Here is a 21,407-nt window from a genome sequence, read left to right as displayed (position 1 = left end):
AACTCCTTAGAAGTCGTACCCAATCCACACGTCAAACCGCGCCTTGCGGAACCAGCCGCTGCCCCCGCGCAGCCCGTAGAGCGCGTCTTCCCAGTCCTTGTTGAACAGCGTGCGCCACGACCAGTCGAAGTGGATGGGGAAGCCGAGGGCGAACGTCTCGAGGCCGATGCCGTACGAGGCGCGGGCGTCTTTCAGCCGGAACCCGGAGATCAGCCTGGGCTCGCCGGGCACCGTGACGAACGCGTTGCGCAGGGGATCGAAGACCACGTCGGCGACCGTCTCCACGACCTCGCGCTCGGTCGACCACAGCTTCAGCGGCTGCCCCCTGAGGCCCGCCGCCCCCACGTTGAAGAAGAACACGCCCCGGATGCCTCCCATGACGCCCAGCGGCGTCAGCATCGCCTCGATCAGCGGGAAGCGCAGCTCGGCGTTGGCGAACATCGCCTTGTGCCCGAGGAACTCGAGGTACTCGTACCCGCGCATCTCCGAGTTGCCGCCGAAGTACAGGAAATCGGGGAAGTCCCCCCAGCTGTTGAACCCCCGCGCGCGCAGCGCCAGGACGCCGGTCGTGCCGATCCGCATGTAGTAACGGGCGTCCGCTTCGATCGTCTGGCGCGAGAGGAAGTCGCCCACCTTCGGAGAAAACTCGTAGCCGATGCGGACCGTGTTGCCGGCCAGCGGCCCGAACTCGCGGAAGACGGTCGTCTCCTGCGTGAAGGTGACGCCGAGCGGCATCATCGTGCCGTTGCGGAAAATCGGCGTGCCGTAGACGGCTTCCTCGTACTGCCGCGCGAACTCCTCGACGGCGGGGTCGTCGTACTCCTCCTTGAACTGGAAGAGGCCGCCCGACAGCTCGACGCGCGCGTAGCGGTTCATCGGGTAGATCGCGAAGGCCGAGCCGCCGCGCGCCGTGCGCGTGGCGATCGCGAAGTCGCGGTCGATGAAGGCGTAGGTCGGGTCGTAGACGAGCCCTGGCAGATAGCCGTAGAAGAACTGCGTCTGCGAGAACCCCTGCAGCGCGTACTGGAGGCGCCGCGCGAGGTTGACGTAGGAGAACGACAGCGTGCGGTACTGCGCCACGGACGCGGCAAACAGGTTGAACTGCTGATCGCCGAGCACGTCGGTGAAGGTGACCGCCGAACCGCCGAACACGTCCCCGCCGCTCGTCACCCCGACGTTGACCGGCGGCCGTCCCTCGAGGAACAGCTTCTCGAACGTGCCCTTCTTCCGCTTGTTCGCCGCGACGAGCGTGTGGGTGAGCGGCGCCTGGAAGTCGATGATCGGGCCCGGCGCGCCGAAGTCGGACGAGGCGGTCTTGTGGATCGGCTCCCGCCGCGCGAGCGTGTGGATGCCGTACTCGCCCTTGTAGTAGGTCACGAAGGCGATGCGCGGTGCCGCCTGGTCGCGCAGGACGGCCGGGCTGACGTTGCACCCGAGCGTGTCGGTCCACTGCCGCAGCTCGCCCGTCTTCAGGTTGAGCGTCCACAGGTTGTAGATGTTGCCGTTGCGCGCCACGTCGGGATCGATGGGCTGGTTCGGATCCGTCGCGGTGGACGGGAACACGATCGTCTCTGCGTCGATGAACTTCGCGCCGCCATCGTCGTGCGTGCCGAACGTGATCTGCGTCTTCTGGCCGCTCGCGACGTCGAGCCGGAACAGCTTGTCGTTGCCGCTCACGCGCGCGATGTACACGATCGACTTGCCGTCGGGTGCGAAGGTGGGGCCGTAGTCGCCGAACGCGTCGTTGGTGAGATTGGTGATCGCGCCGGTCTCGAGATCGATGGTGAAGATGTCGGCCACCGCGCCGCGCAGCCCCGAGAAGGCGACCGTGCGCCCATCGGGGCTGATCGCCGGCGACTCCGGGTTGTCAACCGTCTTCAGCTCGTATCGCTTCTCGATCTTCCGCGTGAGCACGTTCTGCAGGATGAGCGATTTCTCCTTTTCGGTGCGGACGAAGTACGCGAGCCGGTCGCCCGTCGGCCCCCACGACATCCACGACACCGTGTTGTTGCGCAGCCCGCCGGGCGTCGTGATGTACTCGAACCCGCGGTCCTTGTTGAAGCCGCTCGTCAGGTTGCGGATGACCTGCCCGTCCTTCGACGAGATCAGGATGAGATCCAGTTCCTGGTCCTTCCGGTTGCCGGCGGCCGCGGCGATGATGTCGCCCGAGGGAGAGGGCTCGATCGACACGACGACCGTGTAGCGGGTCTTGTCAGGGCGCGGCGCGAGGTCCTTGCCGTAGTCGACCGGGCGCTCCTTGTCGCGGAAGGCCCTGAAACGGTCTTTCAGGTACTTGTCGAACTGGTCGTCGAACTCGTCCGGCTTCAGGCGGAACGCCTCCTCGTACGCGTTCTCGCCGCCGCCGATCACGCTCTTGCGCAGCGCGAAGAGGAACTGGCGCAGCCCCTCCTTGCCCCACTTCGATTCGATGAACTCGAAGGCGGCGTGGCCCAGCGAGTACGGAAGGCGGCCGCTCAGGGGCCGCGTCTCGAATTCGCTCATCTTCGGGACGATGTCGGCAATCGCGGCGTCGCGGACCTGCATCAGGTCCAACGGATGCCAGAACCCGGCCTCGTAATTGGCGAGGCCTTCATCCACCCAGAGCGGGAGGCCGCGCCGGACGAGCGAGCGCGGGATGATGTCGAACTCGAAGACGTGGGTCAGTTCGTGCGTGATGAGCCGGTACAGCTGGTCGGGCGGCTCGTCGATCGGCAGCACCATGCGATCCCGCTGCGGCTCCGCGAAGGCGAGCACCCCTTCGGGCAGCTCCTCGCCGATCACGTTCTGCTGCTGGAACTCGCTCGACGTCTTGTACAGGACCAGGGGAACCTTGAAGGCAAGATCGTGTTTGAGGTCGGCGCTGACCTGCTGGTAGGCGCTCTCGGCGTAGCCGGCCACGCGCTCGAGGTGCGGCTCGAGGTCGGGATAGTAGTAAATCTCGAAATGGTCAGTGGTGTAGATGTGCCACTCGAACTTGTCATACTTGACGCGGTTCTTGCCGTAGTAGGGCACGAACGACGTCTGCGCGCGGAGTTCCGCCGCGCCCGCGGTGAGCAGGAGAAGAGCCAGCCCGGCAGCGCCGTAAACACGGCCGGCGCCGCGGCAGGTCCGCTTACGCATGGGGCACCTCTGGTAACGCTGCGGCGGGCAGGCAGGCACTCCCGCCGCCAAACCGGCGTTGGACTCGATTCCTCGCCACGCCGGATGTTACTGTAGCTCAGACGGCCGTCGCAACGGCCTGGATCCCGGCTCCGGGAATAAAGATCGGGCGTCCCGGGTTATATCTTGGAGGCGTCCGCGCATGCAGGTTCACCATGCCGCTCTTCCGGCCACGGGCCGAACGCGGGCCGGATGGCCGCGACGCCTTCGAAGCTGACGCGCTCTCGCACCTCGACAGCCTCTATGGTGCGGCGCTGCGGCTCGCGCGCGACGCCGACCAAGCGCAGGACCTGGTGCAGGAGACATACTTGAAGGCGTTTCGCGCCGCGCACCGCTTCCAGGCGGGCACGAACCTCAAGGCGTGGCTGTTTACGATCCTCCACAACACGTGGCGGAACACGCTCCGCGACCGCGGCAGGAATCCGGTGGACGTGGACAGCGAGGCCGTCGAGCGCGCAGTCGATGCGGGACCTCGCAGCCACTCGCCGGAGCAGGTGCTGCTCCGGCAGTCTCTTGGCAGGGGGCTGCGCGAAGCGCTCGACGCGTTGCCGCCGGCGTTTCGCCAGGCCGTCTGGCTGCGCGACGTCGAGGAGTTCTCCTACGGCGACATCGCCCGCATGCTCGATGTTCCGATCGGCACGGTGATGTCGCGGATCTCACGGGGACGCCGGCTCCTCCACGCGCGTCTCACCACGGGAGTGGAGCCGGGTTAGGGCGGGCGGCCGGGACGGGCCGGATGAGCCAGATGAGCGAGATGAAACTGACGAAGGTGCCGGCGCATGCGATGTAAAGAGCTCGAACCCCTCGCCGTGCCGTTCGTGGACGGTGAGCTTGCCGACGCGGATGGAGCCGACGTGCGCGCCCACCTCGCTGCGTGCCCGCCGTGCCGAACCCGCATCGACGCCGAACGCGCCGCGCGGGAGGCGGTCTGCGCGGCGCGCGAAGGCATGCGCGAGGGGGCGCCGCCCGCGCTGCGCGCGCGCTGCGCCCGGCTGTGTCGCGGGCGGCACTCCCGCCGCTGGATTTCGCTCACGCTGGCGGCCGCCGCCAGCCTCCTGGCCGCCCTGATTTGGTTCGGCGGGACCGACGCGGGCACGCCGGTGCTGGCCGCGCAGCTCACGCTCGACCACGTGAAGTGCTCGAAGATGAACGGCGCGCGCGTCAGCGGGTCCCCCGTGCAGCTGGCCGCGTACTGGCGCGAGCGTTACGGGTGGCCGATTCGCGTTCCCGCCGCGATGAACGACCGCGTGAGCCTCGCCGGGGTGCGGCGCTGCGACAGCAGCGAGGGCGGCACGGCGCACATCATGTACAGGATCGACGGACGCCCGCTCTCGCTTTTCATCGCGCGCGACGGAGGGCGGACTCCGCGCATCTTCGATGTATTCGGCCATGAAGCGATCGTCTGGTCGTCGGACGACCGCACGTACGTGCTCGTCGGGCGCGAACCGCGGCAGGAGATGGAAGCCCTCGCCGCCATCATCAGGAAGGATCTGCCGCTGCAATGAAGACGCCGACTCGTACACGCTGGCTGCTTGCCGCCGCCCTCGCGGTGCTCCTCGGGTTCGCCGCCATCCCGCTCGGGGCGCGGTTGTTCGATCGCACGGAGCCGGACGGCGCGGCGGCGCTGCCGGCGGGTGCCGCCCCGTCCTTCTGCGACGCGAAGCGAAAGGCGGCGCCGCTGGCGTTTACCGTGAAGGACATGCACGGGCGCGACGTTCGGATGTCGGATTACAAGGGCAAGGTGATCCTGCTCAATTTCTGGGCGACGTGGTGCGGGCCGTGCAAGCACGAGATTCCTGGCTTCGTCGAGATGTACGACGCGTACAAGGACAAGGGCTTCGTCGTCCTTGGCATTTCGACCGATGACACCCCGGAGCAGCTGAAGAATTTCGCGCAGCAGATGAAGATGAACTATCCGGTGCTGGTCGGCAGCGATCGCAGCGACATCACCGATGCCGCGTACGGGCCGATGTGGGGCATCCCGGTGTCCTTCCTGATCGCGAAGGACGGGACCATCTGCCGCAGGTATATGGGGTTGGTCACCAAGGAGCAGCTCGAGCGCGAGTTGAAGGCGCTCCTCGCCATCTGAGATCTGCTATGATCGACGCGTGGGGAACATGAAGGGGTTCACGCACGCGCGGTTGTTCTGCGGGTGCCGCGTTGCGTTCCGCGAAGGCGTCGAGGGGCGGGCGGTCACCGTCGTGCTCGAGGCGAAGTCCCCGTCGTGTCCGCTGACGCACCACGTGCGCGACCTGCCGCTTTACGACTACCGCGAAGCCCAGCGCCCCGCGACGCGGGCCCTGCCGCGCGAAGAGATCGATTACGAAGAAGAAGGCTAGTAGGGGTCAGATCCCGAATTCGAAGGTCTTTCTCGGACTGACCCTTTTGGACCAGATTGCAGAATGCGCCATCAGCGTCCGTGCTGGCGCTGGTTGAAACTGCGATTCGTTGTTGCCCGCCGCTGAAGAAACCCTGAAAAGTCCCAAGAAAACGCCCCGAGTCGGGTCGGCCCGCGTTGTGAACGCCGATCGGTCATGGCGCGTCCCCTCCGTATCGATGCTGCAGGTCTGACCTATCACGTCATGTCGAGAGGCAATCGCAAGATGGCCATCGTGCGCGACGACGAGGACCGGAGGTGCTTTCTCCAGGTGTTCGGCAAATGTGTGGCGACGCACGGGCTGGTATGTCATGGCTACTGTCTGATGGACACGCACTACCACGCGGTTGTCACCACCACGCATCCAAATCTCTCGCGCGCCATGCACGACCTGAACGGTACGTATGCCACGTTGTGGAACCGCCGCCACAGCATGCAGGGACACCTCTTTCAGGGACGCTTTACCGCGAAGATCGTGCAGGAGGATGGATACCTCCTCACCGTGTGCCGGTACGTGGCGCTGAATCCCGTGAGGGCGCACATGGTCGCGAAACCGGAAGACTGGCCGTGGAGCAGCTACCGCGCGACGGCCGGTTTCGACGAGCGGCCGTCGTTTCTTTGGCCGGATCTGGTCCTGGGGCAATTCGGCGCCCTCGACGGGGAGGCGGCGGCGCGCTACCGGCGCTACGTCGAAGACGGTCTGAGACAGGGGGCCGAGTCCGTCAAGTGGCGCGGCCCGATTATCGGCGACCGCGCGTTCGTCGCGCGCTTCACGGACTTGTTGCGTCGCGCCCCGCTCGACGTTGCGGTTTCGGATCGCCGACAGGGAGCGCCATCCCTGTCAGACCTGTTCTGCGGCGTCGTCCGCCGGCGCGAGCGCGACCGGCAGGCGGCGGTGGCGTATCGGGAGCATCACTATTCCATGCGGCAGATCGCCGAGTTCCTCGACGTGCATCCGTCGACCATCGGAAAGATGCTCAAAAGGGTCAGACCTAGAAAAACGCGCGAATTCGGGATCTGACCCCAACTAGAGGCGGATGCGGAGGTTGGCGATCAGGGGGAGGTGGTCGGACGCCATCAGGGCTTTGCGGGTGCGCGGGAGCTCGACGCCGCTGACCTCCACGTTGCCCTCGTAGTAGATGTGATCGAGATGCAGGATGGGGAAGACACCGGGATACGTCCGGCGACGCTTCAGGTGGGCGTAGATGTCGATGCTCTGAAGCATCGACGTGAGGGTGATCGTCGCCAGGCCGCGCAACCACTCGTTGAAATCACCCAGCACGATCTTCGGGCTCGGCACGCGATGGTCGCGGACGATCGATCCCAGCCGCTCCGCCTGGTACCGGCGCTCGAGCACCGCGGTACCGAGGTGGACGTTGTACAGGTGCACCACGTGCTCGCCGGCCTGCAGGTCCACGCGCTGAACACACCGCGGCTCGCACGTCTTCCACGACAGGTCATGCTGCGTGTGAAACTTGATCGGGAGCCGGCTGAGGATGACATTCCCAAACAGATGCCCGCGCAGGTGACGCGCCGGCGCCATCACCCATCCCATTCCCAGCGCGGCGCCGAGCTCCGCGGCCTGCCCGGCGTCGTGCGGTCCCGCGCCCACCACCTCCTGGAGCGCGATGACGTCCGCGCCGACTTCGGCAAGCACGGCGGCAACCCGATCCGGCCGCACGCGCCGGTCCATGCCGCGGCACCGATGAACGTTGTAGGTGACCACGCGCAGATCGACCGGCGCCCGCGATGCGTGACGTGAAGACGCCTCGACCATCAGCGTCGAGAGACCGCCGGCAGCGGAGCCGCCTGAAGCGCCACCCTCAGGACCTGTCCCTCGCTGATGGTCGCCAGACTGGCGATCGGCACGAGCCGCTCGAGCATTGAAGGATTCATCGCGTCCTGCTCCGCCACGCCGACCGCGGCGGCCACGAGGTACGCCCCCGGAACGAGGTCAACCACACGATAGGCGCCGTCCGAGAGCAGACGGCCGGCGCGCACGAAGCGGAGGGGCACCCGCCGGCGCAAGGCGTCGGCGGGAAACGCGATGACGAGCACGTCGGCCGGCGCGACACCGCGCGGGAGCGTCACCGTCCCGGCCACTCCACCGGCCGTGTCGGTGAGCACGATCCGGGCGCTGCGGAATTGCTGATCGCGATCGATATCGATCGTGCTCTCGGTCACGTCGCGCCCCTGCAGCCGCGCCTCGGCGATCCGCCACGGGAACACCAGGCCCTCGACCATCAGCACGTGAGAGCCCGACATCAGGCCGGCGAGGCGGAACGCGCCGTCGGACCGCACCGTGCCCGTCAGCGTGTCGCCGAACGCCGCCCCGTCGGCGAGCGGCGCGCGCACGCGCAACGTGGACCGCGGGAGCGCGCTCCCGCGCCGCGGCTGGATCTCCACGCGGCCTTCGATCACGGCGCCCGGCGTCAGCGTCATCTCCAGACCGCTCACGTCGCGCCCTTGCACGGCGATCGCGAACGTGGCAAACAGCGGCCTCCCGTCGGCCTCGGCCTCCCCGCGCGCCCGAATCACGTAGCGGCCAGGCGGCACGTTGGTGAACGTGAACGTGCCGTCCGGGCTGATGCGCGCGTCCCCGACGGCCCGGTTGACGACGCCGGTGTCGATCTGCGGGCTCATGATCACCGCCGCGCTGGCCAGCGCCCGCCGGTCGGACGTGAGAAGGCGGCCGGAGACCTGCACGGGTCGCAGGATCTGCAGGCGAAATTCAACGCGCTGCGCGCCGGGCGCCGCCGGTATCGCCGCGCGTACCGGCGTCGCCGACTCCGGAGTGCCCACGCCAGGGTAATAGGTTGGCCCGTAATTGAGCGGCCCGCGGTCGTCTCCCGCGCGAGCGAACGCCGGATCCATCGCGCTCACCAGGTAGCTTCCCGCCGGCAGGCCGAAGAGGCTGAACCGCCCCTCGTCGTCCGAGGTGGCGGTTGCCGCGGCCGCCAGGCTGCGCTGGCCGGATTCGCTCGTGACGCGCAGCGCCTGCACGATGGCGCCGGCAAACGGCGTCCCGTCCTCATCCAAAATCCTTCCGCGAATCGCCGCCGCAGACTCGAGCGCGATGTCCACGTGCTGCAGCTGCTGGCGCTCGGCCACCTCAATCGGCGCGGGGAAGGTGGCGTCGACGAACCCGTTGCGCGAGAAGGCGACCGTGTAAAGCCCGGCTCCCAGCCGATCGATCCGATACCGGCCGGACTCGTCGGTCATCGTCACCCGCGGCGCCGCCGCACCCGGCGACGACAGGACGACGCGGGCGCGGGCGATGGGCGTCGTGCCGCCCGCCGCCGTGACCGTGCCGCTGAGGCTCGCGCTGTCGAGAGGGATACGCTCGGCTGGAGTCGATGGTTGGGTCGCCTGCGCCCACCCGAGCAGCGCGGCAACCACGGCCGGCAACATGAGCGATATCATAGTCCCGATGCTGCGCAGGCTTGCCGCGGCGCTGACAATCGTGGCCGCGATTACGGTCGCCCCGCCGGCATGCCGGCGGGACCGTACGCCGGCCATCGTCGTCGAGGATCGCGTCGTCCGCATTCACAACCAGACCGGCGATCCCTGGTCGGACGTGCGGGTATGGCTGAACGATCACTACCTCGCCGGCACGCCCGTCCTCGAGCCGAACGGGCGCTTCATGGTCCAGCAGCGCGACTTCATCGCCGCGATGGGACAGCACTACGATCCGGCGCGCCAGAGCCCGTACGGCGTGCTGCTGACGGCCAAGAGCGAGGCGGGCGAGGTGAGGCTCGTGTGGGGAAGGCCTTACAGGAAGTAGAAGGGCACAAGGCAGAAGGTAAAAGGTAAAAGGTAAAAGGTAAAAAAGGTCAAACGTGGTGAAGATTCAGTCGGAATTCGACATTGCGTGCCCCTGCTGCAACGCCGCGCTCGTGGTGGACGCGAACCTGCGGCGCGTCGTGCGGCACAGCGATCCGCCGAAGGACGGCCCGCGACCCGAGCTGAGCGAGGCGGCGCGGATTCTGGCGGAGGAAGCGGCGCGCCGCGAGGCGATCTTCCAGCAGTCGGTCGAGGCGGAGAAGGGACGCGGTGACGCGCTGTCCAGGCGGTTCGAGGAAGCGCTCCGGCAGGCGCGCGAAGAACCGGTCTCGAAGCCTCAGCGCGACTTCGACCTGGACTGACGGGGAGAGGCCGCAAACTCGCGCGGCAGCTCCGTCCAGTGCTGCCATCCGTCGTACTCGTAGGCCGGCTTGCGCCCATGGGTTTCGCGATACTCGCGATACCAGCGGCGAAGGCCGTCCTCGCGCCCGCGCGGCGCCGCGATCGCGCGGTGCGGCCAGTCGAGCAGCAGCCGCTCGGCCTTCCACACGTTCCGTTCCGATAACCGCCAGTCGTACGTGCCCAGCTCCCGAAGATCGACCACCGCGTACCCGGTAATGAGCCCGGTGAAATCGACATACGGATCGAAGTAACTCATCGCCAGCGCGCGCGCGTCCGGAAACACGGGGCGCCGGCCGTGCAAGCCCGGGTCTCGCGACCGCGCCACCGATCCCCAACCGGTGCGCGCGCGGTAGACGAACAGCACGTGGTCGAGCTCGTCGATCGACTCGAAGCTGAGGACGAGCGGTGGGTAGCCGTGCTGTTCGAGAATCACCGCGGCGGACAGCGCCGCTTCGAGGCAGTGCGCCGTTCCATGCGCGACCACGCCGCGGAAACTGCGCAGCGTCGCGCGCCCGGGCGGCGGCTCCCTGTTGTAGGGGAGTGCGTTGAGCCAGCGCTGCACGTCACGCGGCGTCTGCAGGCGCGAAATGATCCGCCGTTCGGCCGGGCGGAAGGCGGAGCGCGGCGGAGCCTGGACCGTCCCCTTCACGGCCGTCCGGGATACACGCTCTTCACGCGCTCGAGCGTCTCGTCCGCGGTCCAGCCGTTGCCGCTGAAGATCGCCGCGATTCGCCCATCGGGTGCAATCACCGCGGTGCGCAGGTTGTGCGTGATGTCGCGCTCGTCCGAGGGGCTGCGGATGATGCTCACGCCAAACTGCGCCGCGAAGCGTTCCAGGGCGTCGAGATCGCCGGTGAAGAAACGCCACATGTGCGGGTCGGCGCCGATCGCCGCCGCGTGCGCCTTCAGCACGCCGGGCGTGTCGTACTTCGGGTCGAAACTGACCGCCAACAAGCGGGCGCGCTCGCCCATGCCTTCTTTCTGCAGCGATTTCTGCAGCGCGAGGAAGTTGCGCTCCATGCGGGGGCAGAAATCCGGCAGCGGGCAGCGCGTGTAGATGAAGGTCAGCACCGCCACCGAGCCGCGCCACTCCGACAGGCGACGGGGCCGCCCGTCCTGATCGACGAGCGCGGCATCCGGAACGGAGTCCCCCTCCTGGAGGACGGGGGTCGTCGCGTGCCGCTCGACGGCGCGGTCCACTGGCGCGCGGCCCGTCACCGTGATGTCCTTGAGCTTCGACGAGAAGTCCTGCACGACGAGCGTCGCCGTCACCAGCTCGCCGACCGACCGCCGGTCGATCTCCGCCGGATCGGCGACGTCGAAGGACATGATCATCCCGGGCATCAGGCCCTTGATGTCTTCGTGCTTGACCGTGAGCTGGCGGGTGTCGCGGTTGATGCCGACGATCTGGCCCGTGAGCCGGTATTCTTTCGCGGGCTCCTGCTGCCGGCACGCCGCGGCGATGGTGAGGATGAGCGCGAGCGCGATGAAACGGGTGAAGCGAATCACCCGCCTATTCTAGTGTGAGACCACCCACCCATCCCGCAGCTGGATCACGCGGCCGCCGTAGCCCGCATTCGTCTCCGAGTGCGTCACCTGGATGATCGTCGTCCCCTCGTCGTTGAGCTTCTTGAACAGCTCCATGATCTCGCGGCCCTGGCTGGAGTGCAGGTTGCCGGTGGGTTCGTCGGCGAGGATCACCTTCGGGCTCGAGATCACGGCCCGCGCAACCGCGACGAGTTGCTGCTGCCCGCCCGACAACTGGCTCGGATACAGGTCCTTCTTCCCGACGATGGCGAAGCGGTCCAGCACGTCGCAGACGACACTCTCGCGCTCGGCCCTTTTCACGTCGCGATAGGAGAGCGGGATCTCGAGGTTCTCGTAGACGGTCAGGTGATCGAGCAGGTGATAGCTCTGGAACACGAAGCCGATGTGCTGCTTGTGCGCCTGCGCGCGCTCCTTGGCGCCGAGCCGGTGCACCGGCTGGCCGAGGAAGTAGTACTCACCGGTCCACGCGCTGTCGTGCATGCCCAGGATGTGCAGCAGCGTGGACTTGCCGGCGCCCGACGGCCCCATGATCGACACGAACTCGCCGTCTTTCACCTCGATCGAAACGCGCCGGAGCACGAACGTCCGGCTCGTGCCGTGCGCGTACGATTTCTCCAGGTTGCGGACTGAAATCAGCGTGCCGGCTGCCGGCGCTTCCGTTTCGACGGCGGCTTCCTGCGCCTTGCTCTTGAACAGTGCCATGGTTCCCCGGATTTAGACGGCGGGCGGCCGCGACCGGTTCATTCTATCCGGGTCGCCGTTCACCGGGGAGGCGCCGCCGTTCGCCGAAAACGCCGCGCCCGGGGCGGGCGCCTTTCGTATCCTGCCACCAGGGAAGGACGAACGCCATGCGCCCCTCGCTGCTCACCCTGCTCGGCCTGATCGGGATCGTCGCGCTGCTTGCGGCGGGGTCCCTGGTCTGGCTGGTGCTCAGCCAGCCGGTGGCGGTCGCCGATGCCGTGTCGAGCGGGCAGTACGAGCCGCTGCTGGCCGTGCTGGCCGACCGGGTCGGCGATCTGTTCCGCGCGCTCGCACGGCTGCTGTGAGGCGCCCTGGATGCCGAAAGAGGAAGCTGTGACCGAACACGTCATCGAACGACCGGAGCGCGGATTCGACGCGCCGAAGCTGATTACCGGCGTGTTGCTCCTGACCTTCGGCCTGGCGTTCCTGTTCGATCGCCTCTCCTGGGTGGACGCGACCGAGCTGTTCCGCCTCTGGCCGTTGTGGCTGATCGCGTTCGGCGCCGCGCGCGTGGCCTTCCCCCGCCGCGGGCGGGGGCGCCTCGCGGGCTTCTGGCCGATCCTGATCGGCGGCATCTTCCTGCTCGACACGCAGGGCGTCATGGGGCTGGACGACTCCTGGCCGCTCTTCATCGTGGGCGCCGGGCTGCTGATGGTGGCGCGCGCATTCGGCATCGGCGCCTGCGAGCGGTGCGCGCGAGGATCCCGATGACGAACGGCCGCCCCGCCTCGTCGCGCGTGCTGGCGCCCCAGCTGGTCATCGGGCTGCTGCTGCTGGCGGCCGGCGTTGTCCTGCTGCTGGACAACTTCGGGGTGCTGCACGCCTACCGCGTGCTCCGGCTGTGGCCCGTCGGGCTGATTTTCATCGGGCTCGCGATGGTCGCGCAGGCGCAGCGCGCCGCGGGCCGCGTCGGCGGACTGTTCTGGGTGTTCATCGGCACGTGGCTGCTGCTCGGGAACCTTGGCGTCCTGCGCCTCGAGATCTGGGATCTCTGGCCCGTTCCCATGGTGATCGCCGGGGCGTATCTGATCTGGCAGGCGGTGCACGGTCCGGACAAGCCCGCCGATCGCGAGCAGGAGTCCACCTTCTCGGCGCTTGCCGTGATGGGGGGGGTGGGGCGCAAGATCAACTCGCCGGATTTCCGGGGCGGAGAAGCGACGGCGCTGCTGGGCGGCGTGAAGATCGACCTGCAGGACGCGGGCATCACGGCGCCGGAAGCGGTGGTCGACGTGTTCGCGTTCTGGGGCGGCATCGAGATGACGGTCCCGGAAGGGTGGACCGTGGTCAACCGCGTGGTCCCCGTGCTGGGCGGGGCCGACGATCGGACGCGGCCGTCGGCGGATCTTGCCGCGAAGCGCCTGGTGATCCGCGGGATCTGCATCATGGGCGGGGTCGAGATCAAGAGTGCGTAACCCGCGCTGAGGCTTGCGTGGTCCATCCGATTTTCGCCGAGCGCGATCGCCTGCGCCTGTACCTGCTCGCTTGGATTCCCATTGCCATCCTGCTGGCGGTGCTGCTCGCGGCCGGCGGACGGCTCGGGTGGATCGAAAGCGCGCTCATCGCGTTCCCGCTGGCGCTGTTCTACGCGTTCGTGACGCTCTCGGCGTGGTATGTCTCGCGCTCGCTCCCGCAGACCGCGTCCGGCCTGTCGCGCCTGCTCGGCGCGCACGCCGCGGCGGCCACCGTCTCGAGCGCGCTGTGGGTGGCGTTCGGCATCGCCCTCTCGCGCGCCCTCGAGACCGCCGTGCCCTCATTCGCCGGCGTCGAGGTCCGGATTCGCGACCAGCGGGTGCTGCTCTTTGCGGTCGGCGTGCTCCTGTACCTGCTCGGCAGCGCGGTGCACTACGCGCTGCTCGCCGCCGACGCGTCGCGGCTCGCGGAGCGGCGGGCGCTCGAGCTGCAGGTGCACGCGCGCGAGGCCGAGCTGCGCGCGCTGCGCGCCCAGATCGACCCGCACTTCCTCTTCAACAGCCTGCACTCGATCAGCGCGCTGACCGGCAGCGATCCGGCCGGCGCGCGGCGGATGGCGCTGCTCCTCGGCGACTTCCTGCGCGACAGCCTGCGCGTCGGCGGGCGCGACCGGATCCCGCTGGCCGAGGAGCTGCGCCTCCTGCGGCAGTTCCTCGACATCGAGCACGTGCGCTTCGGCGATCGCCTGCGCGTGACCTGGACGGTCTCCGACGACACGCACGGCTGCGAGCTGCCGCCGCTGCTCCTGCAGCCCCTGGTCGAGAACGCGGTCAGGCACGGCATCGCGCACCTGCTCGACGGAGGCGACGTGCGCATCCGCGCGGAGCGGCGCGGCGGCCGCCTGTACGTCGGGATCGAAAACCCGTGCGATCCGGATCGACCGATGCGCCGCGGCGCCGGGGTTGGACTCGAGAACGTCCGCCGCCGGCTCCAGACGGCGTTTGGCGCCGAGGCCGCCGCGCAGTCGTCGGAGCGCGACGGCGTGTTCAAGGTGGACCTGGTCATGCCATGCAGCAGTTGAAGGCCGTCATCGTCGACGACGAGGCGCCGGCGCGGATGGTGTTGAGGGAGTACCTCGCGGCGCACGGCGACATTACGATCGCCGCCGAGTGCGCCAACGGCTTCGAGGCGGTCAAGGCGGTCGCCGAGCACCGGCCGGACCTGCTGTTTCTCGACGTGCAGATGCCGAAGCTGGACGGCTTCGAGGTGCTCGACCTCCTGGCAGGCGCGCTCGACCGCACGGCGGTCATTTTCGCCACGGCGTACGACGAGTTCGCGCTCCGCGCCTTCGAGGTGCACGCCGTGGACTACCTCCTCAAGCCGTATGGCGCGGAGCGGCTCGGCGACGCGCTCGCGCGGGCGCGCGCGCGGCTCGGGCGTGAAGGGCCCGCCGCGCCGCCACGGCAGCTCGCGGACGAGGCCCGGCACGCGCGCGCGCTCGAGCGGATCCTCGTCCGCGACGGCGCGCAGGTGCACGTCATCCCGATCGAGCAGATCGATTACGTGGAAGCGCAGGACGATTACGTCGCGTTTCACGCCGCAGGGAGAACCCACCTCAAGGAGCAGACGCTCGCCGAGCTGGAGCAGGCGCTGGATGCGACGCGGTTCGTGCGCATTCATCGTTCCTACATCGTGAACGTCGAACGGATCGCCCGCGTGGAGCTGTACGCGAAGGACAGCCGCGTGGCGATCCTGCGCGACGGCTCGCGCCTGCCGGTCAGCCGCGCGGGATACCAGCGGCTCAACGCACTGCTCTGAACTGGGTTCAAGGTGCCGGGTTCGGGGTGCCGGGTGCGGTGCAGGGTGCGGTGGATCCTGCGGGGCGGACCTTTCAGGTCCGCCCGCGCGAGCCTGAAGGCTCGCGCCGCATCTGGACCCCGCACCGTACCTGGCACCCGGAACCGCACCTGGAATCCAGAACCGAACCCGGAACCCAGAACCCGATTGACAACGAATTAACCGTTTGGTTAATACTATTAACCTGATGGTTAATCGCACCCCGCCGGAGGGCTCGCGCGGCCGCCTCCTCGCCGCGGCGGCGAAGGAGTTCGCGGCCCGCGGCTACGACGGCACCAGCGTCGACCGCATCGCCCGCGCCGCACGCCTGAACAAGGCGATGATCTACTACCACTTCACGAGCAAAGTCGGGCTCTACCGCGCCATCGTGGAGGGCGTCTTCGAGCACGTGCGCGCGTCGGTCCAGGTAGTGGCCGCCTCCACGTGCACGCCGGAAGACAAGATCCGGCAGTTCGTCGACGCCATCGCGCGCGCCGCGAGCGAGCGGCCGCACTTCCCGCCCATCTGGCTGCGGGAGTTCGCCGGCGGCGCGCGCCATCTCGACGTCGCCACGCTCAGGGTCGCGGGCGACGTCGTCAGGTTGCTGGCGGNNNAAGGGGAGCGCGCCGGCCGCTTCCGCCACGCGAACCCCGTCATGGTGCAGATCGGCATCATCGCGCCTATCCTCCTCTTCCTGGTGAGCGACGGCGCGCGCGCGCGCCTGAGCCGGGCGAATGCCCCCGGCGCCGCCGACCTCACGCTGGAGGACATCGTGGCGCACGTCACGGAATCAGCCCTTGGCAGCCTTCGGAGCGGAATATGAACAGAGTCGCGATCCGAATCCTCACGGGATCCCTCGCCCTGCCGGTCGCCGCGTGCGGAAACGGCGGTGACGACGGCCGGATCCGCGCGACCGGGTACGTCGAAGCCACGGAGGTCCGCGTGGCGGCGGAGGTTGGCGGCACGCTCGTCGACGTCGCGGTCGAGGAAGGGGCGCGCGTGGCGGCCGGCGCGCTGCTCGCGCGGATAGACAAGACCGACCTGGCGCTCGCGCGCGAGCGCGCGATGGCCGAACGGGCCGCGGCCGACGCGCAGTTGCGCCTCTTACAGGCCGGCGCCCGCCCGGAGGAACTGCGGCAGGGGCAGGCGCAGGTCGAGGCGGCGGAGGCCGAGGGAAGCGTCGCGCGCGCGGAGCTTGACGCGGCGCGCGCCGACCTCGCGAGGTTCGAGTCGCTGCTGGCGGCCAATGCCGGCTCGCGCAAGCAGCGCGACGACGCGGCGACGCGCCGCGACCAGGCGATCGCGCGCGTGCGCGCCGCCGACGAGCGCACCCGCGCCGCCCGCGAAGCGCTCGCCCGTCTGCGCGCCGGCGCGCGGCGCCAGGAGCTGGATGCCGCCCGCGCCCGTGTCGCCGGAACCGATGCGCAGGTCGCCTCCCTCGAGGAGAACCTGAAGGACACGGCGATCGTGTCCCCCGTCGGCGGCATCGTCACCACGCGCCTCGTCGATCCGGGAGAGACGGTTCCGCCCGGCGCTCCCGTCGTCGTCATCACCGATCTCGATCATGCGTGGGCGAACGTGTACGTCGAGGAGCCGCACGTGCCCCTCATTCCGCTCGGCGCCGCGGCCACGGTCATCACCGACGCCGGGCAGCGGATGGACGGCACGGTGACGTTCGTGTCGCCTCGCGCCGAGTTCACGCCGCGCAACGTGCAGACGGCCAACGACCGGGCGAAGCTCGTCTACCGCCTCAAGGTGGCGGTCGACAACCGCCGGGGCATCCTCAAGCCCGGAATGCCCGTTGAAGCGGAATTCGCACCGGCGGGGAAGTGAGGCGGCGTGCCCGACAGCGCCATCACGCTGCGCCGCGTGTCGAAACGCTACGGCGCCACGGCTGCCCTCGACGCGACCACGCTCGACGTGCGGCGCGGGGAACTGTTCGGCCTGATCGGCCCTGACGGCGCCGGCAAGACGACGACGATCCGCGTGATGTGCGGGCTGCTGCGCGCCGACAGCGGGGAGGTGCGTGTCGCCGGGCGCGACCCGGTGCGGGACCACCGCGCGGTGTCGGAGCGCGTGGGGTACCTGTCGCAGCGCTTCAGCCTTTACGGCGACCTGTCAATCGACGAGAACATCGCCTTCTTTGCGGAGATTCACGGCGTGTCCGGCTATCGCCCGCGGCGCGAGCGGCTGCTGGAGATGACGCGCCTGTCGGCGTTCCGCGCGCGGCGCGCGGACCGGCTCTCGGGCGGCATGAAGCAGAAGCTCGCGCTGGCGTGCACGCTCGTCCACCAGCCCGAGATCATCCTGCTCGACGAACCGACGACCGGCGTCGATCCGGTGTCGCGCCGGGAGTTCTGGAAGCTGCTCTCGGAATTCCTCGCCGAAGGGCTCACGATCGTGATGGCCACCCCGTATCTCGACGAGGCGGAGCGCTGCGCCCGCGTGGCGTTGTTGCACGAGGGGCGGACCCTCGCGATCGATCAGCCGGCCCACCTGCAGCGGGCGTTCACCGGCGATCTGTACGAGGTGGTGGCGACGCCGCATCACGACGCATACGAGGCGCTCGCGGGGCTGCCGGGACTCACCGACCGCCAGACCTTCGGCGATCGCGTGCACGTACGGACCACGGGCGGCGCCGCGCGAGTGGAGGACGCGGTCCGCTCGGCGCTCGCGCGGGCCGGTGTCGAGGTCGTTGCCATCCGCCCCATCGTGCCATCGCTCGAAGACGTGTTCATCGATCGCGTTCGTGCCGCGGGCCCAGTCGGGCGCGGCCGGGAGGACCAGCCGTGAGGACCATCGCGTGGGCCGTAGTCATTGCCTGTGTCGTCGCGGGGGGGCCGGCGTGGGCCCAGACGACGCCGCTCTCGATCGATGAGGCGGTCGCGCGGGCGCTCAAGGAAAGCCACCGGGCCGCCGAACTGCGCGCCCGGCGGGAAGGGGCCGAGGCGGCTGCCGAGGGGCGCGCTGCCGCGCGCCGGCCGCAGCTGTCCGCGCAGGGCGGGTACACCCGCACGAACCACGTGGACGAATTCGGCGTGCCGCAGCCCAACGGCCTGACGCGGATCATCTATCCCGACATTCCGGACAACTATCGCACGCGGCTGGATCTCGCGTGGCCGCTGTACACCGGCGGTCGTGCCGAATCGCTCGCGCGCGCGGCGCGGGCCGACGCCGGCGCGGCCGCGCAGGACGTCGCCTCGCTCGAGGCCGACCTGGGCCTCGAGGTCACGCGCGCCTATTGGAACGCGGTCACCGCCGCGCACACCGCGCACGTCGTCGAGCAGGCGCTCGCGCGCACCGACTCGCATCTCAAGGATCTGCGCGAACGGCTCGAGGCGGGTTTCATCCCGCCAAACGACGTGCTCAGCGCGGAGGCGCAGCGGTCGCGTCACGAGGTCCAGGTGATCGAGGCGCGAAACGCCTCGGAGGTGGCGCTCGCGGAGCTTCGCCGGCTGACCGGGCTCGAACCGGGCCTGCGCCTCGACCTGACGACGCCGCTCGACGCAGTGCGACCGCCCGATCCTGAGGACCTCGCCGCGCAGGTGGCGCGCGCGAAGGGCGCACGACCCGACCGCGCGGCCCTGGTCCGGCGGCTCGACGGCGCGGCGGCGCGCGTGAGCGCGGCCGGCGCGTCGCGCCGGCCTTCGGTCGCGGTGAACGCGGGTGTCGACTACGCGCGCCCCAACACGCGGATCTTTCCGCGGCGATCCGCGTGGGAGGACTCGTGGGATGTGTCGGTCAACGCGGCCTGGTCGCTCTGGGATGGCGGCCGCCGCGCCGCGGAGGTTGGCGAGACAACGGCCGCCGAGCGCGCGCTGAGGGCGCGCCTGGCGGAGTTCGACAGCCTCGTGGAGCTGGACGTGCGGCAGCGCCGCCTCGACCTCGAGGCGGGCCGTGCGGCGGCGACGGCCGCGGCCGACGGCGTGCGCAGCGCCGCCGAGGCCCGGCGCGTGGTCGGCGAGCGGTTCACGGCGGGGGTCGCCACCAGCACGGACGTGCTCGACGCGCAGGTGGCCCTGCTCCAGGCCGAGCTCGATCGCGCGCGTGCGCTCGCCGCCGTGCGCATCGCCGAGGCGCGGCTCGCGCGGACGCTGGGGCAATGACCAACGCCATCGAAGTGCGGGACCTGTCGCGACGGTTCGGCGAGTTCGTCGCCGTCGATCGCGTGAGCTTCGACGTGCGGGAGGGGGAGATCTTCGGCTTCCTGGGCAGCAACGGCGCCGGCAAGTCGACGACCATCCGCATGCTGATCGGCCTGCTGCACCCGTCCTCGGGGACCGCCCGCGTGGGGGGCGTCGACGTCGCTCGCGATCCGGAAGGGGTCAAGCGCCGCATCGGGTACATGTCGCAGCGCTTTTCGCTGTACGAGCGGCTCACCGTCGACCAGAACATCCGTTTCTTCGCCGGACTCTATGGGCTGTCCGGGGAGCGTCTCGCCGAGCGGCGCGCGTTCGTGCTCGAGATGGCGGGCCTGAAAGGACGCGAGCAGATGCGATCGCGCGAGCTGTCGGGCGGCTGGCGCCAGCGGCTCGCGCCCGGCTGCGCGATCCTGCACGAGCCGCCAATCCTGTTTCTCGACGAGCCGACCGGCGGCGTGGACCCGATCTCGCGCCGCGAGTTCTGGGCGCTGATCGATCACCTCTCGCGGCGCGGTGTCACGGTCCTCGTGACCACGCACTACCTGGACGAGGCGGAGCGCTGCCAGCGCGTCGCTCTGATGCACCGGGGCCGCATCGCCGCGATCGGTTCGATCCAGGACGTGAAGCAGGTCTTTCGCGCGCGCGCGATCGTGGAGATCCGCAGCGACGACCCGGTCGCCGTCATGCGGCGGCTCGACGAGATGCCCGAGGTGGAGAAGACCAGCCTGTTCGGGACCGCGGTGCACGCCATGCTGGCCCGTGAGGCGGCCGGCCGCCTGTCGCTCGCGGCGCGCCTGCGCGCGGAAGGCCTGGCCGTCACGTCCGAAGCGCAGGTCGAGCCGTCGCTCGAGGACGTCTTCCTGGACGTGGTGGAGCGCAGCGAGCGGGAGGCGGAGGCGGGGCGATGAAGAAGCTGCTCGCCGTGGCTCGCAAGGAGCTGCGCCAGACCCTGCGCGACCGGCGCACGCTGGCGATCCTGCTGCTCTTTCCCGCCTTCGTCCTCGTGCTGTTCGGGTACGCGCTGAACTTCGACATTCGCCACATCGAGCTCGCCGTCGACGATCGCGATGGGACGGCGGAAAGCCGCGAGCTGGTGTCCGCCTTCGTCAACTCGGGGTACTTCGATTTTGTCGCGTCCATCCACACCCCGGCGGCGCTCCAGCGGCTCATGGACACCAACGAGGCGCGCGCCGTGCTGGTCATTCCCGAAGGGCTGTCGCGACGCGTGAGGTCTGGTGAGAGCGCAGAAGTCCAGGTGCTCATCAACGGCGACAACGCCAACACGGCCACCACCGTGCTTGGCTACGCGAACACGATCCTTCGCACCGTATCCTCCGGTTACCAGCTCGCCGTGGTGGAGCCTCCGATTGGCGTCGAGCCCCGCATCTGGTACAACCCCGAGCTTCGCAGCAGCCTGTTCCTCGTTCCGGGCCTGATTGCCTACATCGCGATGCTGACCGCCATGGTGGCGACGGCGCTGTCGATCGTCCGCGAGAAGGAGTTCGGCACGATGGAGCAGGTGCGGATGGCGCCGATCTCCACCGCCCAGTTCGTCATCGGCAAGACGATGCCGTTTCTCGCGATCTCGCTGGTCTCCTCGGTGCTCATCGTCCTGGTGTCCGCCGTGCTGTTTGGGCTGCCGATCCGCGGGTCGTGGTGGCTGTTGCTGCTCACGCTGTCGCTCTTCCTGACCGGCGCGCTCGGAACCGGGCTGCTCGTCTCGACGATCGCCGACACCCAGGAGGTCGCGTTCCAGGCCGCGCTCCTGCTCGCGTTCCTCCCGACGTTTCTGCTCTCCGGGTTCATCTTCCCGATCTCGAACATGCCGGCCGCCATCCAGGTGATCACCTACGCCATCCCGGCACGCTACTTCCTGGTCGCGCTTCGGGGCATCGTGCTCAAGGGGGTCGACATGCCGGTGATCGCGCCGCAGCTCCTCGCGCTCGCCGCGTACACGTTCGCCGTGCTCGCGCTCGCATCCGTGCGCCTCAAGCGGGAGATGGCCTGAC

24 protein-coding genes are annotated in these 21,407 nt (G+C 69.2%); 18 read left to right on the top strand and 6 right to left on the bottom strand.

Annotated elements, in window-relative coordinates; all coding sequences use genetic code 11:
* Positions 1-6 precede the first annotated feature (6 nt).
* Positions 7-3,120 carry a PD40 domain-containing protein gene (locus tag HYU53_06730; protein ID MBI2220888.1) on the bottom strand — a complete coding sequence of 1,038 codons (3,114 nt, stop codon included), beginning with the start codon at positions 3,118-3,120 and terminating at the stop codon, positions 7-9.
* A 194-nt stretch (positions 3,121-3,314) separates the two neighbouring features.
* On the opposite strand from HYU53_06730, the gene HYU53_06725 reads away from it, so the two are divergent.
* The 5 genes from HYU53_06725 (at position 3,315) to HYU53_06705 (ending at position 6,557) form a co-directional block, all read left to right on the top strand.
* Positions 3,315-3,872, top strand: a complete 558-nt coding sequence (locus HYU53_06725; GenBank protein MBI2220887.1) for a sigma-70 family RNA polymerase sigma factor — start codon at positions 3,315-3,317, stop codon at positions 3,870-3,872.
* 66 nt (positions 3,873-3,938) lie between these two features.
* Positions 3,939-4,664: a zf-HC2 domain-containing protein gene (locus tag HYU53_06720; GenBank protein MBI2220886.1), complete on the top strand. Its 726-nt coding sequence runs from the start codon at positions 3,939-3,941 to the stop codon at positions 4,662-4,664.
* Positions 4,661-5,248: a TlpA family protein disulfide reductase gene (locus tag HYU53_06715; GenBank protein MBI2220885.1), complete on the top strand. Its 588-nt coding sequence runs from the start codon at positions 4,661-4,663 to the stop codon at positions 5,246-5,248. Before HYU53_06720 ends, HYU53_06715 begins: the two co-directional genes overlap by 4 nt.
* A gap of 19 nt (positions 5,249-5,267) precedes the next feature.
* Positions 5,268-5,498 carry a hypothetical protein gene (locus HYU53_06710; protein MBI2220884.1) on the top strand — a complete coding sequence of 77 codons (231 nt, stop codon included), beginning with the start codon at positions 5,268-5,270 and terminating at the stop codon, positions 5,496-5,498.
* Positions 5,499-5,741: 243 nt separating this feature from the next.
* Entirely contained in the window at positions 5,742-6,557 is an 816-nt protein-coding gene (locus tag HYU53_06705) for a transposase (protein MBI2220883.1), read from the top strand.
* Between the two features lie 6 nt (positions 6,558-6,563).
* On the opposite strand, the gene HYU53_06700 is transcribed toward HYU53_06705, so the two are convergent.
* Together HYU53_06700 and HYU53_06695 are read right to left on the bottom strand one after the other, a co-directional pair.
* Positions 6,564-7,313 (bottom strand): endonuclease/exonuclease/phosphatase family protein, encoded by a 750-nt coding sequence (locus HYU53_06700; protein MBI2220882.1) that lies wholly within the window; start codon positions 7,311-7,313, stop codon positions 6,564-6,566.
* Positions 7,313-8,947 carry a carboxypeptidase regulatory-like domain-containing protein gene (locus HYU53_06695; protein MBI2220881.1) on the bottom strand — a complete coding sequence of 545 codons (1,635 nt, stop codon included), beginning with the start codon at positions 8,945-8,947 and terminating at the stop codon, positions 7,313-7,315. The genes HYU53_06700 and HYU53_06695 overlap by 1 nt, the downstream gene beginning before the upstream one ends.
* On the opposite strand from HYU53_06695, the gene HYU53_06690 reads away from it, so the two are divergent.
* Positions 8,946-9,320: a hypothetical protein gene (locus HYU53_06690; protein MBI2220880.1), complete on the top strand. Its 375-nt coding sequence runs from the start codon at positions 8,946-8,948 to the stop codon at positions 9,318-9,320. The two genes, HYU53_06695 and HYU53_06690, sit on opposite strands and share 2 nt — an antisense overlap.
* Positions 9,321-9,375: 55 nt before the next feature.
* The gene (locus HYU53_06685) at positions 9,376-9,681 is read left to right on the top strand and encodes a hypothetical protein (protein ID MBI2220879.1); all 306 of its coding nucleotides are present in this window, start codon (positions 9,376-9,378) and stop codon (positions 9,679-9,681) included.
* Here the strand turns inward: HYU53_06685 and HYU53_06680 are convergent.
* Genes HYU53_06680 through HYU53_06670 form a run of 3 tightly spaced genes read right to left on the bottom strand, consistent with a single transcriptional unit; the run spans position 9,657 to position 11,905 of the window.
* Positions 9,657-10,370 carry a hypothetical protein gene (locus HYU53_06680; protein ID MBI2220878.1) on the bottom strand — a complete coding sequence of 238 codons (714 nt, stop codon included), beginning with the start codon at positions 10,368-10,370 and terminating at the stop codon, positions 9,657-9,659. The genes HYU53_06685 and HYU53_06680 overlap by 25 nt on opposite strands.
* Entirely contained in the window at positions 10,367-11,230 is an 864-nt protein-coding gene (locus HYU53_06675) for an SCO family protein (GenBank protein MBI2220877.1), read from the bottom strand. The genes HYU53_06680 and HYU53_06675 overlap by 4 nt, the downstream gene beginning before the upstream one ends.
* A 9-nt stretch (positions 11,231-11,239) precedes the next feature.
* On the bottom strand, positions 11,240-11,905 hold the full coding sequence (locus HYU53_06670) for an ABC transporter ATP-binding protein (GenBank protein ID MBI2220876.1): 666 nt from the start codon (positions 11,903-11,905) through the stop codon (positions 11,240-11,242).
* Positions 11,906-12,117: 212 nt separating this feature from the next.
* On the opposite strand from HYU53_06670, the gene HYU53_06665 reads away from it, so the two are divergent.
* The 11 genes from HYU53_06665 (at position 12,118) to HYU53_06615 (ending at position 21,406) form a co-directional block, all read left to right on the top strand.
* On the top strand, positions 12,118-12,315 hold the full coding sequence (locus HYU53_06665; GenBank protein MBI2220875.1) for a hypothetical protein: 198 nt from the start codon (positions 12,118-12,120) through the stop codon (positions 12,313-12,315).
* Positions 12,316-12,343: 28 nt separating this feature from the next.
* Positions 12,344-12,721 (top strand): hypothetical protein, encoded by a 378-nt coding sequence (locus HYU53_06660; protein MBI2220874.1) that lies wholly within the window; start codon positions 12,344-12,346, stop codon positions 12,719-12,721.
* Positions 12,718-13,422 carry a hypothetical protein gene (locus tag HYU53_06655; protein MBI2220873.1) on the top strand — a complete coding sequence of 235 codons (705 nt, stop codon included), beginning with the start codon at positions 12,718-12,720 and terminating at the stop codon, positions 13,420-13,422. Before HYU53_06660 ends, HYU53_06655 begins: the two co-directional genes overlap by 4 nt.
* 17 nt (positions 13,423-13,439) lie before the next feature.
* Entirely contained in the window at positions 13,440-14,501 is a 1,062-nt protein-coding gene (locus HYU53_06650; protein MBI2220872.1) for a histidine kinase, read from the top strand.
* Positions 14,498-15,238 (top strand): LytTR family transcriptional regulator DNA-binding domain-containing protein, encoded by a 741-nt coding sequence (locus HYU53_06645; GenBank protein MBI2220871.1) that lies wholly within the window; start codon positions 14,498-14,500, stop codon positions 15,236-15,238. The genes HYU53_06650 and HYU53_06645 overlap by 4 nt, the downstream gene beginning before the upstream one ends.
* A 226-nt stretch (positions 15,239-15,464) precedes the next feature.
* The gene (locus HYU53_06640; protein MBI2220870.1) at positions 15,465-16,079 is read left to right on the top strand and encodes a TetR/AcrR family transcriptional regulator; all 615 of its coding nucleotides are present in this window, start codon (positions 15,465-15,467) and stop codon (positions 16,077-16,079) included.
* Positions 16,076-17,089, top strand: a complete 1,014-nt coding sequence (locus HYU53_06635; protein ID MBI2220869.1) for an efflux RND transporter periplasmic adaptor subunit — start codon at positions 16,076-16,078, stop codon at positions 17,087-17,089. The genes HYU53_06640 and HYU53_06635 overlap by 4 nt, the downstream gene beginning before the upstream one ends.
* A 6-nt stretch (positions 17,090-17,095) precedes the next feature.
* The gene (locus tag HYU53_06630; protein ID MBI2220868.1) at positions 17,096-18,049 is read left to right on the top strand and encodes an ABC transporter ATP-binding protein; all 954 of its coding nucleotides are present in this window, start codon (positions 17,096-17,098) and stop codon (positions 18,047-18,049) included.
* Positions 18,046-19,362, top strand: a complete 1,317-nt coding sequence (locus HYU53_06625) for a TolC family protein (GenBank protein ID MBI2220867.1) — start codon at positions 18,046-18,048, stop codon at positions 19,360-19,362. The genes HYU53_06630 and HYU53_06625 overlap by 4 nt, the downstream gene beginning before the upstream one ends.
* Positions 19,359-20,306: an ABC transporter ATP-binding protein gene (locus tag HYU53_06620; GenBank protein ID MBI2220866.1), complete on the top strand. Its 948-nt coding sequence runs from the start codon at positions 19,359-19,361 to the stop codon at positions 20,304-20,306. The genes HYU53_06625 and HYU53_06620 overlap by 4 nt, the downstream gene beginning before the upstream one ends.
* A complete protein-coding gene (locus HYU53_06615) occupies positions 20,303-21,406 on the top strand; it encodes an ABC transporter permease (protein ID MBI2220865.1) in 1,104 nt (367 codons plus the stop codon). The genes HYU53_06620 and HYU53_06615 overlap by 4 nt, the downstream gene beginning before the upstream one ends.
* The last annotated feature ends 1 nt before the right edge of the window (position 21,407 follow it).

The sequence above is a fragment of the Acidobacteriota bacterium genome (assembly GCA_016184105.1).
In the GTDB taxonomy this organism is placed as follows: domain Bacteria; phylum Acidobacteriota; class Vicinamibacteria; order Vicinamibacterales; family 2-12-FULL-66-21; genus JACPDI01.
This window is presented reverse-complemented; position numbering and strand designations above follow the sequence as displayed.